Annotated in this window: 16 protein-coding genes, 2 tRNA genes and 1 other RNA gene; 10 read left to right on the top strand and 9 right to left on the bottom strand. The window is 35.9% G+C overall.

Features of this window, described 5'->3' with window-relative positions; translation table 11 throughout:
* Positions 1-9 precede the first annotated feature (9 nt).
* The 5 genes from LIV57_RS22395 to rpsU form a co-directional block, all read right to left on the bottom strand.
* Positions 10-90: transfer RNA gene (locus LIV57_RS22395), tRNA-Tyr, on the bottom strand.
* Positions 91-108: 18 nt separating this feature from the next.
* Positions 109-182: transfer RNA gene (locus LIV57_RS22390), tRNA-Thr, on the bottom strand.
* A gap of 109 nt (positions 183-291) precedes the next feature.
* On the bottom strand, positions 292-582 hold the full coding sequence (locus LIV57_RS22385) for an HPF/RaiA family ribosome-associated protein (RefSeq protein WP_002976393.1): 291 nt from the start codon (positions 580-582) through the stop codon (positions 292-294).
* The gene (locus LIV57_RS22380; RefSeq protein WP_227944386.1) at positions 579-1466 is read right to left on the bottom strand and encodes a tyrosine-type recombinase/integrase; all 888 of its coding nucleotides are present in this window, start codon (positions 1464-1466) and stop codon (positions 579-581) included. Before LIV57_RS22380 ends, LIV57_RS22385 begins: the two co-directional genes overlap by 4 nt.
* Positions 1467-1545: 79 nt before the next feature.
* On the bottom strand, positions 1546-1743 hold the full coding sequence (gene rpsU / locus LIV57_RS22375) for a 30S ribosomal protein S21 (protein ID WP_034693154.1): 198 nt from the start codon (positions 1741-1743) through the stop codon (positions 1546-1548).
* Positions 1744-2010: 267 nt separating this feature from the next.
* Between rpsU and ssrA the strand changes: the two genes are divergently transcribed.
* Positions 2011-2412, top strand: a transfer-messenger RNA (tmRNA) gene (ssrA, locus tag LIV57_RS22370).
* A 120-nt stretch (positions 2413-2532) separates the two neighbouring features.
* On the opposite strand, the gene LIV57_RS22365 is transcribed toward ssrA, so the two are convergent.
* Positions 2533-4263: a DUF262 domain-containing protein gene (locus tag LIV57_RS22365; RefSeq protein WP_227944385.1), complete on the bottom strand. Its 1731-nt coding sequence runs from the start codon at positions 4261-4263 to the stop codon at positions 2533-2535.
* A 627-nt stretch (positions 4264-4890) separates the two neighbouring features.
* On the opposite strand from LIV57_RS22365, the gene LIV57_RS22360 reads away from it, so the two are divergent.
* The 5 genes from LIV57_RS22360 to pyk are packed head-to-tail and all read left to right on the top strand — an operon-like array spanning position 4891 to position 9072.
* Positions 4891-5130 carry an acyl carrier protein gene (locus tag LIV57_RS22360; protein WP_002976354.1) on the top strand — a complete coding sequence of 80 codons (240 nt, stop codon included), beginning with the start codon at positions 4891-4893 and terminating at the stop codon, positions 5128-5130.
* Positions 5131-5164: 34 nt separating this feature from the next.
* Positions 5165-6409 carry a beta-ketoacyl-ACP synthase II gene (gene fabF / locus LIV57_RS22355; RefSeq protein ID WP_002976350.1) on the top strand — a complete coding sequence of 415 codons (1245 nt, stop codon included), beginning with the start codon at positions 5165-5167 and terminating at the stop codon, positions 6407-6409.
* 9 nt (positions 6410-6418) lie between these two features.
* Positions 6419-7183 carry a ribonuclease III gene (rnc, locus tag LIV57_RS22350; RefSeq protein WP_076594972.1) on the top strand — a complete coding sequence of 255 codons (765 nt, stop codon included), beginning with the start codon at positions 6419-6421 and terminating at the stop codon, positions 7181-7183.
* Positions 7161-7634: an IPExxxVDY family protein gene (locus LIV57_RS22345; RefSeq protein WP_110008247.1), complete on the top strand. Its 474-nt coding sequence runs from the start codon at positions 7161-7163 to the stop codon at positions 7632-7634. Before rnc ends, LIV57_RS22345 begins: the two co-directional genes overlap by 23 nt.
* Positions 7627-9072, top strand: a complete 1446-nt coding sequence (pyk, locus tag LIV57_RS22340; protein WP_110008248.1) for a pyruvate kinase — start codon at positions 7627-7629, stop codon at positions 9070-9072. Before LIV57_RS22345 ends, pyk begins: the two co-directional genes overlap by 8 nt.
* Before the next feature lie 229 nt (positions 9073-9301).
* Here the strand turns inward: pyk and LIV57_RS22335 are convergent, their stop codons facing one another.
* The 3 genes from LIV57_RS22335 to hutI all read right to left on the bottom strand — a co-directional run bounded on the left by LIV57_RS22335 (position 9302) and on the right by hutI (position 12950).
* Positions 9302-10594, bottom strand: a complete 1293-nt coding sequence (locus LIV57_RS22335) for an aldehyde dehydrogenase family protein (protein ID WP_227944384.1) — start codon at positions 10592-10594, stop codon at positions 9302-9304.
* A gap of 138 nt (positions 10595-10732) precedes the next feature.
* The gene (hutG, locus tag LIV57_RS22330; RefSeq protein ID WP_227944383.1) at positions 10733-11653 is read right to left on the bottom strand and encodes a formimidoylglutamase; all 921 of its coding nucleotides are present in this window, start codon (positions 11651-11653) and stop codon (positions 10733-10735) included.
* A gap of 73 nt (positions 11654-11726) precedes the next feature.
* Entirely contained in the window at positions 11727-12950 is a 1224-nt protein-coding gene (gene hutI, locus LIV57_RS22325) for an imidazolonepropionase (protein ID WP_227944382.1), read from the bottom strand.
* Between the two features lie 177 nt (positions 12951-13127).
* Between hutI and ruvB the strand changes: the two genes are divergently transcribed.
* The 4 genes from ruvB (at position 13128) to coaE (ending at position 16352) form a co-directional block, all read left to right on the top strand.
* On the top strand, positions 13128-14150 hold the full coding sequence (gene ruvB, locus LIV57_RS22320) for a Holliday junction branch migration DNA helicase RuvB (RefSeq protein ID WP_110008252.1): 1023 nt from the start codon (positions 13128-13130) through the stop codon (positions 14148-14150).
* A gap of 71 nt (positions 14151-14221) precedes the next feature.
* Complete coding sequence (locus tag LIV57_RS22315; protein WP_227944381.1) at positions 14222-14833, top strand: FMN-binding negative transcriptional regulator; 612 nt, start codon at positions 14222-14224, stop codon at positions 14831-14833.
* A gap of 13 nt (positions 14834-14846) precedes the next feature.
* Positions 14847-15713, top strand: coding sequence for an MBL fold metallo-hydrolase (locus LIV57_RS22310; RefSeq protein WP_110008254.1), 867 nt, complete (start codon positions 14847-14849; stop codon positions 15711-15713).
* Positions 15714-15722: 9 nt separating this feature from the next.
* Complete coding sequence (gene coaE / locus LIV57_RS22305; protein ID WP_227944380.1) at positions 15723-16352, top strand: dephospho-CoA kinase; 630 nt, start codon at positions 15723-15725, stop codon at positions 16350-16352.
* Positions 16353-16545 lie beyond the last annotated feature (193 nt).

Below are 16545 nucleotides of genomic sequence, written 5' to 3'. Positions count from 1 at the left end.
AATATAAAGTGGGGAGAGCAGGATTCGAACCTACGAAGCCGAAGCAACTGAGTTACAGTCAGTCCCATTTAGCCACTCTGGAATCTCCCCAAAAGTTTATATTTTATGAGCCTCCAGAGGGATTCGAACCCACGACCCCGAGATTACAAATCACGTGCTCTGGCCAACTGAGCTATGGAGGCAAATATAAAAAAGAATTCAAAAGATCGCTGTTCCTTTTTTGCGAGTGCAAATATAGAACGGATTTTTTGAATTCTCAAATTTTTTATAAACTTTTTTTAACTTTTTTTTCTACGCCATTTCTTTTTTCTTGATTAATAGCTTTTTAGCAGTATCAACGCAAAGGTCCAGACTTTCTTCAAAACTTGTAGTGGTCTTCTTTACTACGATATCGTCTCCCGGAACCGCTAAAATAATCTCGGCAGTTTTGTTGGCTTTATCCGAATTATTTTCAACTTTCAAGAACACCTTACACTCCTGAATTTTGTCATAGAAGGTATCCAATTTACTTACTTTTTTGTCGATGTGTGATTCTAGTGGTTCGTGTGGAGTTAAACCAATTGATTGTACTGAAATCTTCATAATTCTTCTTTTTTTGATGCTCGAGGGTGAGCCTGATTAAACACTTTTTTCAATTGTTCAATATTAGCATTCGTATAGACTTGAGTACTGGCAAGGCTGGAATGCCCTAATATTTTTTTCACTTTGGAGATCTCCGCCCCATTATCCAATACGTGGGTAGCAAAGCTATGCCGAAGGATGTGAGGACTTTTTTTTTCTTTCGTTGTTACAAGACTAAGGTACTTATTAACTACCACATAAACAAATTTTTCATTGAGTTTTTTCCCTTTCTTATTAACGAAAAAATATGATTTAAATTCTGTCTGCGGATTTCTTATTTCCAGATAACTTTTCAGAAGTTCAGACAATTCATTGGAAATGGGAATTACCCTTTCTTTGTTCCCTTTTCCTATTACTTTTAATTCATTTCCATATAAGTCAACATTCTCAAATATCAGGCCACAAAGTTCCGCTTTACGCATTCCCGTCTGATAAAGAACCTCCATAATGCACTTTTCAAGCACGTCATGTACCTGTTCAAAAACTCTTTCATTGAGATCTGTCATTTCCTCTTTAGACATAGGAATCTGTTTTTCAGCATAAAACTTCAGGGAAGAAATCCCTTCAACGGGAGAAACCGTAATTTCACCTATTTTTAGAAGAAAAAGATAAAAACTGCGGAGAGAAGATAATTTTCTGTTGATACTTCTTTTCGAAATGTCATTTTCACTCAGTTCGACAATAAAATTCCGGATAATTTTCTTGTCTGCCTTAGTTAAATTGTCGGAAGCTTCTGTTCGGAGAAAGAAATGGGAAAAGTCTTCAAGGTCTTTTTTGTAGCTTGTGATGGTATGAGAAGAATATCTTTTTTCGAATTGTAAGTATTCTAAAAACTTTTCCAGCATCATAGGGTATAAAAATAAAAATTCACTCCTCAAATATAAGAATTTAAGAAGTGAATTAATATATGGTTAAGAAAAAATCTTAAGCCTGCTCTTCTTTGCTAAGCGCTCTTTGTTTGTAAGCCGCTTTTAGTCTAGCTTGTCTCAAAGTTACAGAAGGCTTAATAAACTGTTGTCTAGATCTTAATTGACGAACAGTTCCTGTTTTATCAAATTTTCTCTTGTATTTTTTTAAAGCTCTGTCGATGGATTCACCATCTTTTACTGGAATTATTAACATATTTTACATCTCATTTTGGATTGCAAAAGTAGACATTTTTTATCAGAACACAAAATATATTGCCATAAACAATCACTACTCTATCTCATTTTTATTAACAAACCCTGTATTAAAAGTCGTTTACAGACTATAATATTTTTTCACAATAATTATATATTCAATTCTTGAACAGCTTTGAGATGCTGGTTTCCTTCGTATTTCTATTAAAACCATCGATATTAATGAAATGTAAACAAAAAGCACTATCTTTGCATTCACTTTATTCATGGGGTTGACTGGTTTCGACAGCAAGACCAATGGGTAAGTAAGCATGCAGAGAACCGTAGCGCGATCTCTATAATCCCTTGCTACAAAATTTTAACTGGCAACGAAGAGTTCGCTCTTGCAGCTTAATATCGAAGTATAGTAGATCAAGCGTTTTCCCGAAGATTTTAGTAGGGAAGCAAGATATTCCACAAATGCTCTGTTCTGCGGCGTTTGATCCTGGGATATAGGAATGCAGAAATAAGGCTTTAGAAGCTTTGGCTAAAGCTCGAAAATTTCAGAAGATAAGCTGGTCGTTGGGTGTCTATCCTCTGCTTCCAGTCGAAAACCAATGGTAGAATAAGCATGTAGAAAGCTTATGTATTGCTTGTTTGGACGAGGGTTCGAATCCCTCCAACTCCACCGGAATGAAAGGTCACGAAACCTTTTAACAACTAAAAACCCTTTATATCAATGATATAGAGGGTTTTAAATTTTATATTATAAACATTTATCCAAATATCATAATTAGCGACAAATGATTTTTTATTGTAAAAACCATATTTTCTTGCTATGTTCACACAAATGATCACCTCTTTCTTGAATTCGTTCTTCATTCCATACCTCATGTTCTAAGTATGGTGCTAAAGTTTCGATTCCTCCTGAATAATGTGTCAAACCTTTATTTTTTGAATTCCCTTTTCGTTTAACTGACCATTGAGCATCACGAATAGAAGCATTTAAGCTCTGAGTGATAATCGCTAAATTCCCAATAGTTTTAAGTTTAAAATTCCTAAAATCACGATTATCCTTATTTTTAATTTTATCCCATTTATTATCCCATTTCTTCGGCATTAAATGTTCTAAACTATATTTGTTCATCCCTAATAGTTTGGTTGAATGTTTAGATTTATCTCTTATTTTAGATTCAATCATATATATGATACCAGCAGCCTGATAATTAATTAAAATTGATTCATTAAAACCTTTTACTAGATCTTCATCAGATGGTATATAATTAATTTTATTATCGTTTTCAGTCAGAATTCTCTTTAGATCATCCTTACTAAGTATTTCATTATTTATTAGCCGATCTGTAAACAATTGGTTATAATTCTTTGTTGTTGCCTTCACAACCATTCGACGCATGATATAACTTTCTAAAAACTGAAATAATTCATTTTTTAGAATCTCATCGTCTACATTTTTAAGAACATAAAGAACGTAAGGAATAAGTGTTGACTGTTCAAGCCCGAAGATAATTGCGTTAATTCTTTCAATACCATAACTATCTGACAATTCTGAATTAATAATTTCTGGTTCAAAATTATCTTTGAAAATTAAAGCATATTGCTTTATTTCTTCAATAGCCCCATCTTTATTGAGGTGGTATTCTTTTATAAATCGTTTATAAGATTCAAATAGATTCTCTACTTTAGAAAATTCTATTTTATCATGGGTATTAACTTTATACTTTTTCTCTTGAATCTTAATTTGTAAGTAAGAGTAGAAAAATAAATCAATTACTGTTCTTTTAATCCTACCAGCCGTTATTTCTCTGTCCCAATAAGTGTAAGTATCATCATCTTTTTCAAAAACCTCTCTCCAAAATAAATTGTACTTATCAATTTCATTCCGATCAAAAAAATAGTTCTTAAGTAGTTCAGCAGTAGTAAGTTTAACACCTAAGGAATTTATTGTATCAAATATTTGTTGTTCATCTTCACCTACATTAAGGTCGATACCGACAAATAAAATATTATCAATAATATCAAAGAAATTTAATTTTTCTAAGTTATGATCTGATTGTATATTTTCAAAAAAGTACTTATATGCCTTTAAGATTTGATCATTATCTGAAATATCAGTAAACTCTTTTAATTCTTTTAAACCAACAACGGAATTAAAAGAAGTAACATCATTATGATTGTGTAATAAAATTATTTGCTTATCCCTCTGTTTTTTAAACGTTTCTGTAAAATCATTATCAGAATCCGTTAATAGACAAAGAACTTTCATGAAAATATTAAGTGTTGTTAGCCTTTGCTGACCATCAATTACTGTTAGTCTTGAATCACGGTCTGATGTAGTTTCTTGTTGTTTTAGGATTACTGACCCTAAAAAATATGGTTTCTTTGTCTCAGACACCATCACCATATCTTCTAAAAATCGTTTCCATTGTTGTTCTTCCCACACGTATGAACGTTGAAAAAATGGTATTTCCAAATTACGGCCTCTGTTAAAGATCTCACGCACTGAGCGTTTTCCTGCTTCCATGGTATTTAAAGTTTAATTTTATTTTTAATTCACAAACTACATAATTTACTTATTAAACTTCCGATAATATCTACAGTCTTTGAGGTTTTAAAATATACAATAAGTATAATTTTACCACATACAATATATTGCAATGTCCACTTTATATTTATAAACGATATCCCCTAATTTCAATAAAGCTTTTATGTATAAGTTTAATGCCAAATATAGAAAAAAGGATGAAAGAAATAATATGGGATTCCGTAAAGGACTTCGCCCATAAAACAGAATGCTATACATATTGTATGTATAATAACTGTCAAAAAAATCATTCTTTACAAACTTAAATTTGAGATCGGTTCTTAGTCATAATTCTTAATAAGCAATCTCATTTTTTCGGCTTACAATTGATAAATCAATCCTGTAATGATAAAGTTCATCAGACTTACCTTTTAATTTATCTCCGAGTCATTCAGAATCGATTTATATTCTTCAGCAGACAGTAAATATAACCTCCTGAAAACTAAAAGACTAAAGCGAAACAATCTAAAATGAAAGCTTCCGGTCCACAAAAAAGGCTAAAAAAATGTTTTATCGTAAAGAATTTTATATATTTGCACCATCTAACAATTAAAAAAATAATTTACTATGTCAGACATTGCATCAAGAGTAAAAGCTATCATCGCTGATAAGCTTGACGTTGAAGAAACAGAAGTAACTCCTGAAGCTAGCTTCACTAACGATTTAGGAGCTGATTCACTAGATACAGTTGAGTTAATCATGGAATTTGAAAAAGAATTTAACATTCAGATCCCTGATGATCAAGCTGAAAAAATTACTACTGTAGGACACGCTATCGCTTACATCGAAGAAGTAGTAAATAAATAATATTCTTCAACAAAAAAGAAATTAAACAAAGTTTATGGAATTAAAAAGAGTAGTTGTAACCGGATTTGGAGCAATAACACCAATAGGAAATAATGCAAAAGAATACTGGGAAAATCTTGTGAAAGGTGAGAGCGGTGCCGCTCCGATTACTCTTTTTGATGCCACAAACTTTAAAACTAAGTTTGCTTGCGAGGTAAAAAATTTCGATCCGTTACAGCATTTCGATAAGAAAGAAGCTAAAAAAATGGATAGAAATACTCAATTGGGACTTGTTGCTGCAAGAGAAGCAGTAGCGCATTCCGGCATTATTGAAGACAATGTAGATAAAAACAGAGTTGGTGTAATCTGGGGTTCCGGAATCGGAGGATTAGAGACTTTTGAAACTGAAGTGTTAGGATGGGCCAATACGGAAATTCCGAGATTCAACCCTTTCTTTATCCCAAAAATGATTGCGGACATCACTCCAGGACATATCTCAATTGAATACGGTTTCCACGGACCAAACTATACAACTGTATCTGCATGTGCATCTTCAGCAAATGCTATAATTGATTCCAAAATGCTGATCCAGTTAGGAAAAGCAGACGTGATTGTATGTGGAGGCTCTGAAGCAGCCGTTACAGCAAGTGGTGTCGGTGGATTCAACGCAATGATGGCACTTTCTACAAGAAATGATGATCCTAAAACAGCTTCAAGACCTTTTGACAAAGACAGAGATGGATTTGTATTAGGTGAAGGGGCAGGATGTATTGTTCTTGAAGAATATGAGCACGCTGTAAAACGTGGTGCTACAATTTATGCAGAATTACTGGGAGGTGGTTTAAGTGCTGATGCACATCACATGACTGCTCCACATCCTGAAGGCCTTGGCGCTTATCTGGTAATGAAAAACTGTTTGGAAGATGCAGGCTTAACTGCTGATGAAGTAGATCATATCAACATGCATGGTACATCTACTCCATTAGGAGACATCGCAGAATCCAATGCAATTTCGAAATTATTAGGTGAGCATGCTTATGACATTCAGATTAATTCTACAAAATCAATGACTGGCCACCTTTTAGGTGCTGCAGGTGTTATTGAAGCTATCGCTGCATTGGGAACTATTATTCATGGTACTGTTCCTCCAACCATCAACCATTTTACTGATGATGAAAATATTGACAGCCGACTAAACTTTACGTTTAATACAGCTGTGAAGAAAGATGTAAAAGTAGCCATGAGCAATACTTTTGGATTTGGCGGGCACAACGCTTGCGTTCTATTTAAGAAAATCTAAATTCAATGAATGGAGTTACAGAAATACTTTTCTAAATTCCTTCTCAAAAAAAGAAAAAGACAATTAACGGAGAGAGAGTATTTTCTCAGTACCGAGCTTAGAAAAGTATTGGGTACCGAGGTACAGAATATTGCTCTTTACCGCGAAGCTTTTTCTTTGAAAAATTCTTCTAAAAATCAAGACAGCAATTACGAAAGACTTGAATTTTTGGGAGATTCTGTTTTGGGTACAATTATTTCTTGTCATTTGTTCCAGACTTATCCTCAGGCCAATGAGGGATACCTGACACAAATGAAATCTAAGATTGTTAATAGGAAAAACCTCAATAAATTAGGAGAAGATCTCAAGCTTACCAGCCTTTTGCAAAAGCAGAACAGCTCATCAGCTTTGGGAGAGAATATCTCTGGAAATTTATTCGAAGCCTTAATCGGTGCCGTTTATTTAGACTTCCATTATGATACCTGTAAAAGGATTATTCTGGAAAAGTTGCTGACCCCTTCCGAGATCAATAAGCTTGAAAACAAAATTGTAAGCTATAAAGGTCTCCTGCTCGAATGGAGCCAGAAGAAGAAAGTCAATATAAAGTACGAAACCTGCGAGGAAATACAGGCTAATAAATCTGTCGTATTCAGGTGCCATGTATGGCTGGGAGACGAAAAAATTGCTAATGCAACAGAGACTTCCAAAAAGAAGGCAGAGGAAAAAGCAGCACAGAGGGCATTTTATATTTTAAACAAAAAAGAAAATATACTTGGAAATTCAAAAACTTTATGATCTTGATGATATAGAATTTGAAGATATTGCCATAGGATTGGTAAGATTAGCCAAAGATATACCTGCTCACGAGTTTTTCTACAAAATAAATCAAATCAACAACCTCAGTTTTTCAAGAAAGAAAGATCTTGTCTTTCATGGAGGTTATTATGATTATTTTTTCCCAAGATATGAAGCCTATCACAAGTTTTCGAAGACCTGTTTTACCTTCATTTCCAATAAATCTTCCGAAAGTAAGCAAAAAAAAATCCAGACAGAACTCTTTACAGAAGAAGAAAACATTAAATTTTTATTAAATAATCAGGTAGATGTGGAATATATTCTGCATAGTTCGGAACAGTTTCCTGATTTTTCCGTAATTTTGCTCCCTGAAAATCTTGTTTTTCCAATTCAAGATTATACATTGAGTTCTGAAGAGGAACTTTATCAAATTATCCAGTATTATGAATAAGTATTTAAAGAAGACAAAAATTATCGCAACACTAGGGCCTGCTTCATCGTCGAAGGAGGTAATGTTAGATCTAATGAAAGCGGGTGTTGATATTTTCAGAATAAATTTTTCACATGCAGATTACGACTTAGTTCGAAAAAATATTGAAATAATTAGAGAGCTAAACAGTGAGTATGGTTATTCTGTAGGAATCCTCGGCGACCTTCAGGGACCTAAACTGAGAGTGGGAGTTGTAAAGGAAGGATCTTATCTGAACCCAGGTGACATTCTTACCTTCACCAATGAAAAGATGGAAGGAGATTCCACAAAGGTGTACATGACGTACCAACAGTTTCCACAAGATGTAAAAGTAGGGGAAAGAATCCTTATTGATGACGGGAAACTAATGCTGGAGGTTATCGAAACCAATGAAAAAGATACTGTAAAAGCAAAAACCATTCAGGGAGGTCCGTTAAGTTCTAAAAAAGGAGTTAATCTACCTAATACAAATGTTTCTCTTCCTGCATTAACGGAAAAAGATGTTCAGGATGCTAATTTCATGCTTGACATGGAAGTAGACTGGATTGCTCTTTCTTTCGTACGTCACGCACAGGACATTATTGACCTGAAAGAATTAATTGCAAACCACCCGAACGGTAAATTCAAGACTCCTATTATTGCGAAGATTGAAAAGCCTGAAGGTGTTAAAAATATTGACGAAATCCTTCTTGAATGCGACGGATTAATGGTTGCACGTGGAGACCTTGGTGTAGAAGTTCCAATGGAGGAAGTTCCTGCGATCCAGAAAAACCTGGTAGAAAAAGCAAGATTCTACTCCAAGCCGGTTATCATTGCCACTCAGATGATGGAAACCATGATCAACAGCTTAACACCAACAAGAGCGGAAGTAAACGACGTTGCTAACTCTGTATTGGACGGAGCTGACGCTGTAATGCTTTCCGGAGAAACTTCAGTAGGCAGATATCCGGTACAGGTTGTGGAAAACATGGCTAAAATTGTAAAGAATATCGAAACGACTCACTTCTACCAACATAAAAATGAGCCAATCGAGAAAGATTATAACTGTATTGATGAAAGGTTCATTACCAACAGGGTATGTCTTGCAGCAGTAAGAATCGCTAAAACAACAAACGTTTCTGCTATTGTAACGCTTACTCACTCCGGATACACGGCTTTCCAGCTTGCAGCACACAGACCTAACTCTCATATCATCGTATATAGTGGTAACAGAAGAGTTATCACAATGCTGAACCTTCTTTGGGGTGTTCATGCCTATTACTATGATATGAAGAAGTCTACCGACGAAACGATCATTCAGGTCAATATGTTAACGCACAACTATGGTTATATCGAAACCGGAGACTTCGTCATCAACATCAATGCTACTCCATCCTATGAGGGTGGAAAAACCAATACATTGAGATTGACCACAGTATAAGCAATAAGCAATAAGCAATAAGCAATAAGCAATAAGCAATAAGCAATAAGCAAAATTACTTTTTGTAACAGCATAAAAAACTCCCGGAAACAAGTTTCCGGGAGTTTCTATTTTATAGTGTAAAGTTTACTGTTAACTTATAAATGGTAGTTTGTCATTCTGAACGCAACGAAGTGAAGTGAAGAATCTCTGAGATTCCTTGTTTCCTCGCAATGACATCTTTATCCTTTTAATTTCCTACAATTGTCTTTGCTGTTACAAATTCTTTTAAAGCCAGTAAAGACAATTCTGTTCCATATCCTGAAGCTTTTGATCCTCCGAAAGGAAAACGGGGATCAGAGCTTGTCATACGGTTGATATTGACTGTTCCTGACTCAAGGTTTTCAATGAAGAATAGCTGACGGTCTTTATTTTTAGTCCATACGGAATTGGAAAGCCCGAATGGAATATCATTGGCCATCTGTAAGGCCTCTTCATCATTTTTTGCAATCATCACCATACCCAGAGGTCCGAAAAGTTCTTCTTTTAAAATAGGATTTCCTTCCTTCACTCTGATCAAACCTGGTTTAAATTCATTTTCAGAAACTCTTTCCAGAGGAATAATAATTTCAGCACCATTTTCCAATGCCCTGTTGAACTGAGCTTCCAGTTCATCAGCAAGGTCAGGTCTCGCCATTCCGGCCAGTTTGGTTTCTTTATCTAAAGGATCTCCAATCTCATATTTCTTATATTCTTCAATGAAGATTGGTAAGAACTGATCTTCAATCTTTTCGTCAATGATAAATCTTTTTGCCGCTGTACAGGTTTGTCCACAGTTTTGAAGTCTGGATTTTGCTCCTGCTTTGGCTGCTTCTTCAAGATCTGCATCATCGAAAATGATAAATGCATCACTTCCCCCTAATTCAAGCAAAGATTTTTTGATATTTAAACCGGCTATTGAAGCAACTTCTCCTCCGGCTTTTCCACTGCCTGTCAAGCTTACTCCTTTTACAGTATCATGTTCAAGGATTTCCTTAACCGCCTTATGTCCTACTTCAAGATTCTGGAAAACACCTTCAGGAAAACCTGCTTCCAGAAGAACTTCTTCAATGGCATTTCCGCTTCCGAAACAAATTGAAGCATGCTTCAAAACTATTGTATTTCCTGCTAAAATGGCAGGAGTAGCAAATCTCAATACCTGCCAGAAAGGAAAATTCCACGGCATTACACCTAAGATTACTCCTTTCGGAGCATAGTGAACTTCAGAATAAGCAAATTCCGATTCTACTTTTTCAGGTCGTAAAATATTCTCGGCGTCTGCATAATAATTCATCATTAAAGCGCACTTTTCCACTTCAGCAATAGATTCTGAAATGGGTTTATTCATTTCTGTTGTAATTATCTTTCCAAATTTCTCCGAATTATTCTTTAAAATTTCCGCTGCTTTTGCAATTAACTTCTGCCTTTCCTCAAACGGCACTTTTCTCCACACTGAAAACGCTTTATCTGCTTTAATAAGCTTGCTTTCAATTAATTGTTCCATAATATAAATTTCTGTTTTAAATTCAGCTAATGAATTTATAAGCGCCTTTATTTTAAAAGCACGGTGAAATCAGCAAATTCCATTCCTTAAGGGTCAATAAAATAATGATTTTCTCTATCGGAAGAATATAACTTTATCTTAAATCATTAGCCATTCATTCACAAGACATGCTGCCAGTCTTGCTGTTCTGTCCTGGATATCGAAAGAAGGGTTCACTTCTGCCACGTCCAGTGCTACCAGTTTTTTATTTTTTAAGATATGTCTGTAAAAATGCATAAAAGCTGTATCTGCAAAGATACCGTTATATGCCGCCGCGGAAACTCCGGGAGCGACTGATGCATTAAAGACGTCCATGCAAATGGTAAGATATGCATAATCTACACTGTCCAGCAGTTCGTCAATACGCTGATAGACGGAGGTAAGATTTTCAAAAAATAATTCGTCTGCCAGAATATATTTCATTCCATAGTGATGAGCAGTATCAAAAAGCTTTAATGTATTGGAATTTCTCTGGATTCCAATATGCAAAGAATGGATAGGTCCCTCCTGAGCAATCTGCCAGAATCCGGTTCCCGAGCTTGGCCCTACTCCTTTTTCCGGCTGTCTGTTATCAAAATGGGCATCGATATTGATGATTCCTATTTTCTGTTCCGGAAAGGCTGTTTTAACGCCCAGATAATGAGCATACGTCACTTCATGGCCTCCACCTAAAACAAGAGATTTCCCCCCTTTTAAAAGTACTTTTGACACATTTTTGGCAAGGTTATTCTGAGTATTTTCCAGATCGCCATCTTCACAGGTAACATTACCAAAGTCCAGCATAGAAAAGTCAGGAAGAATCACCGGAAAATTAGACATATTTTTCCTGATCACATCCGGAGCATTTTTTGCTCCCTGACGTCCTTTGTTTCTTCTTACTCCTTCATCTACAGCAAAACCATGCAATGCAAAATCTCCTGCAGCAATATTGTCGTAATTACTTTCTTCTTTTACTCTTTGAAATATTCTGTGATAGAGAAGTTCTTCTCCGTCCAATCTGCCTTGCCAAATAGTACTCATTATTCAGTCATTTGCCTATTGTCTGTTCTTCAATCAGCATCGATTGAAGAACAAATATGGTTATTTAATAATTTTATATCAGATTTCCATCAATATAAACATGTTCTGCTTTCAGGCTTCCCTGATTATACAGTATATTCTGGAAATTATTGGTTTTAAAAGTGACAAAATCGGCCTTTTTCCCTGCTTCCAATTGTCCTCTGTCTTCAAGGTTCAATGCATAAGCAGCACGGAAGGTCATCCCGGCCAAAACTTCAGCTGTAGTAAGCTTTTGGAAGGTGGCTAAAATAGAAGCCTGGGTAATTAAATTTCCCATTGGGGCAGATCCCGGATTCCAGTCACTAGCAATAGCTACAATAGCTCCTGCATCTAATAATTTTCTTGCCGGGGTAAATTTCTCACCCAATCCTAAACTCGCTCCCGGAAGGGCTGTTGCCACCGTATCAGATTCTGCCAGAAACTGAATATCTTCATCTATTGTTGCTTCCAGATGGTCTGCAGACTTCGCTCCTACTTCTACGGCAATTCTTGAACTTCCAGGGGTAAACTGATCTGCGTGAACCGTAATTTCAAAACCTAATTCTTTTGCTTTAAGCAAGAATTCTTTACTTTCTTCCGGCTGAAAAGCAGACTTTTCAATAAAGATATCTACTCTATTCGCTAAGCTCTCTTCTTTTACTTTTGGTAAAATTTCGGTGATGATATATTGCAGATATTCGGGATTGCTTCCGTCAAAATCTCTTGGTTTTAAGTGGGCTGAAAGACAGGTTGGAACTAAAGTGGCTTTGGTTACATTCTGTGCTTTTTTAATAATTCTAAGCATCTTCAACTCGTTTTCCACATCCAAACCGTAACCGCTCTTCACTTCAATGGTAGTAATTCCCAGATCAACCAAAAAGTTGATTCTTTCTATTAAAGTTTTTAACAGTTCTTCTTCTGATGCATTTCTTGTATGCTGTACGGAACTCCAGATTCCACCACCGCTTTCCGCAATTTCAAGATAAGTTTTCCCTGCATTACGCATAGCAAAGTCGTTGGCACGGTTTCCTCCGAAACAAATATGGGTATGTGAATCTACAAAAGCAGGAAGAACAATCTGCTCTCCTTCAATATGTTCAATTTTTATAGTGGGATTTTCTGTTTTTAATGTTTCAAAACTTCCAACTTTCTGAATGGTATTCTGATCTACTACAATTCCTCCGTCTGTAATAATTTCAAGCTGTTCATCAGAAAGTTTTCCTCTTAGTGGTAAATTAGCAAGTGTTACCACCTGCTTAAATGGTCCTATTAATTTCATTAATATGTATTAATAATTTCTTCTCTCAAAAATACTTAAAATATCCCAATTATTTAAATCTTAGCGGTTCTCATTTTCAACCCAGGCTTAAACCGCTGTATCAATCTCAACGTTTTCTCAATCTGGCCTTCAACCTTTGTCTAAATTTGCTATCTTTGAAGTAAATGAAATGAATTAATGCCAGATTTTTTACATCCAGATAAGGAAAACTACTCAAACGAGGAGCTGATGCAGGAAGAGCAGATCCGTCCCCAGAGCTTTAAAGATTTTGCGGGACAGAGAAAAACGCTGGAGAACCTTGAGGTTTTTGTTACCGCTGCGAAAAGACGTGGCGGAGCACTAGATCATGTTTTATTACATGGTCCGCCGGGGCTTGGTAAAACGACTTTGGCCAATATTATCGCTAATGAACTTGGGGTAAACTGCAAGATTACTTCCGGGCCCGTATTGGATAAGCCGGGAAGTTTAGCAGGCTTGTTGACCAATCTGGAAGAAAATGATGTTCTTTTCATTGATGAGATTCATCGTCTTTCTCCTGTAGTTGAAGAATACCTGTATTCTGCCATGGAAGACTATAAGATTGATATTATGCTGGAAACAGGCCCTAATGCCAGAAGTGTACAGATCGGCTTAAATCCGTTTACTCTGGTGGGAGCTACTACAAGAAGCGGAATGCTTACGAAACCAATGCTTGCCCGATTCGGGATTCAGAGCAGGCTGGAATATTATTCTATTGAGCTTTTATCAACCATTATTCAGAGAAGTGCAAGGGTTTTAGGCGTTGTCATTTATGAGGATGCTGCGATAGAAATTGCAAGAAGAAGCCGTGGAACGCCAAGGATTGCCAATGCATTACTGAGAAGGGTACGTGATTTTGCTGAAATCAAAGGAAATGGTGAGATTGAGATCAAGATCACAAAATATGCTTTGGACTCTTTAAATGTAGATGAATTTGGTCTGGATGAAATGGACAATAAGATCATGCGTGTCATGATTGAAAATTTTAAAGGAAAACCGGTTGGTATTTCTGCCCTGGCAACATCAATTGCCGAAAATCCGGAAACACTGGAAGAAGTATATGAACCGTTTCTGATTCAGGAAGGTTTTATTATCCGAACTCCAAGAGGACGGGAAGTTACCGACAAAGCTTACAAACATTTGAATATTACAAGGCCTAAAAACCCGGGAGAGCTATTTTAAGTTCAAAGTTTTGAGTTTGAAGTTCAAGGTTTAAAGTTTAAGGCTTAAGGTTAATGAGAATTGATTAGTTTATGTTTATACCTAAATTATACAGAAGCGAAGATTACGATTTGATGAGAGAGATTATCAAAGAAAACTCTTTTGCTTTACTGATTTCTTCTGTTGATAAGGTACGGGCAACCCATTCTATGATGATGCTTAATGAAGACGATCCTCAAAATACCTATATTGAAACTCATATTTCAAGAGCAAATCCCCAGGCAAAAACCTTACAGGATGGTGATGAAGTTCTTTGTGACTTTTTGGGAGCCCACACTTATATATCCAGCAGCTGGTATGATCATATGAATGTTTCCACCTGGAATTATGAGGCAGTGCAGATTCACGGAAAAGTTGAAATAATGAATCATGATGAACTGTATGCCCATTTGGATAAATTAACGTCTAAATATGAAAATTTCCAGCAATGCCCAATGATGGTAAAAGACATGGGAAGGGAATTTGTGGAAAAAGAAATGAAAGGTGCTTTTGGGATTAAAGTTATTCCAACCGAAATATTCATCAAACAAAAACTTTCTCAGAACAGAAAAGAGAATGATTTTAATAACATCATTACTCAACTTGAACAATCTGATGATAACGCAAGAAAAATTGCGGAGAAAATGAAATTAATAAAGAAATAATCAAAATATACATATGAAGTTATATCCAATACAATGTGGAAAATTTAAACTGGACGGCGGCGCTATGTTCGGAGTCGTCCCGAAGAGTCTGTGGGAAAAAACAAACCCGGCAGACGAAAAAAACCTGATCGAGCTGGGAACGCGTTCTCTGCTTATTGAAGATGGAAAAAAATTAATCCTGGTAGACTGCGGTTTAGGCAACAAACAGGATGACAAGTTTTTTGGACATTATTCTCTTTGGGGAGACGATACTCTTGATAAAAATCTTAAAAAATACGGCTTTATAAAGGAAGATATTACGGATGTATTCCTTACTCATCTTCACTTTGATCACTGCGGCGGAGCTATAGAATGGAATGACGACAGAACCGGATACAGACCTGCCTTTAAAAACGCCAACTTCTGGACGAATGAAAATCACTGGCAGTGGGCTACAGAACCTAATGCAAGGGAAAAAGCCAGCTTCCTGAAGGAAAATATTATGCCGATGCAGGAAAGCGGACAGCTTAATTTTTTACCACTTCCCACTACGGGAAACTACGGTTTCGCTCCTGATCTGAAGATGGACGTTATCTTCGTAGACGGGCATACGGAAAAGCAGATGCTTCCTGTAATCCAGTATCAGGAAAAAACAGTTGTTTTTGCAGCCGATCTTATTCCTACCGCGGGACATATCAATCAGGTATACGTGATGGGATATGATACCAGACCTCTTTTAACACTGGAAGAAAAAGGGAAATTCCTTAAGCAGTGTGTAGACAACGAATATTTATTGTTCTTTGAACATGATGCTCATAACGAACTGGCAAGTCTTAAGATGACCGATAAAGGGGTAAGACTTGATGAAACGTTTAGCTTTAATGATGTTTTTGGATATTAATTTTTAATCATGGAAGAATTACATTCAGAAACACAGCAGACAGAGCCGGAACCAGCACCCAAGATCATTGGTTTAACAGGAGGAATAGGTTCCGGGAAAACCACAGTAGCGCGCTTCATAGAGGAATTCGGCTTTCCGGTTTATTATTCCGATGACAGAGCAAAATCTATAGTTAATGAGAGTGAAGATCTGAAAATAAAAATCAAAGAACTTCTCGGTGAAGATGCTTATGATGAAAACGGATTGTATGACAGAAAATTTGTAGCGGATAAAGTTTTTAATAACAGAGACCTGCTTCAGCAGTTGAATGAAATTATTCACCCCGCTGTAAGAATTGATTTTGAAAACTGGGTTAAGAAACAAAGCAAATATTTAGTTTTTAAAGAAACAGCTTTATTATTTGAACTGAAACTTAACAGACAATGTTATAAATCTCTTCTGGTAACAGCCGAGGATAACATCAGAATCAAACGAGTAATGGACAGGGATAATAAAACCTACCGCGAGGTAGAAGCGGTCATGGAAAAACAAATGCCCGAAAGGGATAAAATTAAAATGGCAGACTGCATTATCTACAATAATACCAATCTGGAAGAATTAAAAGAAGAAACTGAAAAAGTGATTTTCAGTATTGAATAAATAAAAACTCGTTAGAAGCTTTTCTAACGAGTTTTTTTTACAAAAACATTTCCTGAAGGTTGTATTCAACCAGGATCTTTTTATAAAAAATAAGCCCCCAATTCCGGAGGCTTATTCTATTTGAAATTTAAATAACTTATTCTTTGATAAATTTCTTTTGGGTAGTATTACCGTTGTCATCGATGTCAATTAC

The organism is Chryseobacterium sp. X308 (assembly GCF_020733145.1).
Taxonomy (GTDB): domain Bacteria; phylum Bacteroidota; class Bacteroidia; order Flavobacteriales; family Weeksellaceae; genus Chryseobacterium; species Chryseobacterium cupriresistens.
The sequence above is the reverse complement of the archived record's forward strand: the minus strand, read 5'-3'. Positions and strand labels throughout refer to the sequence as shown.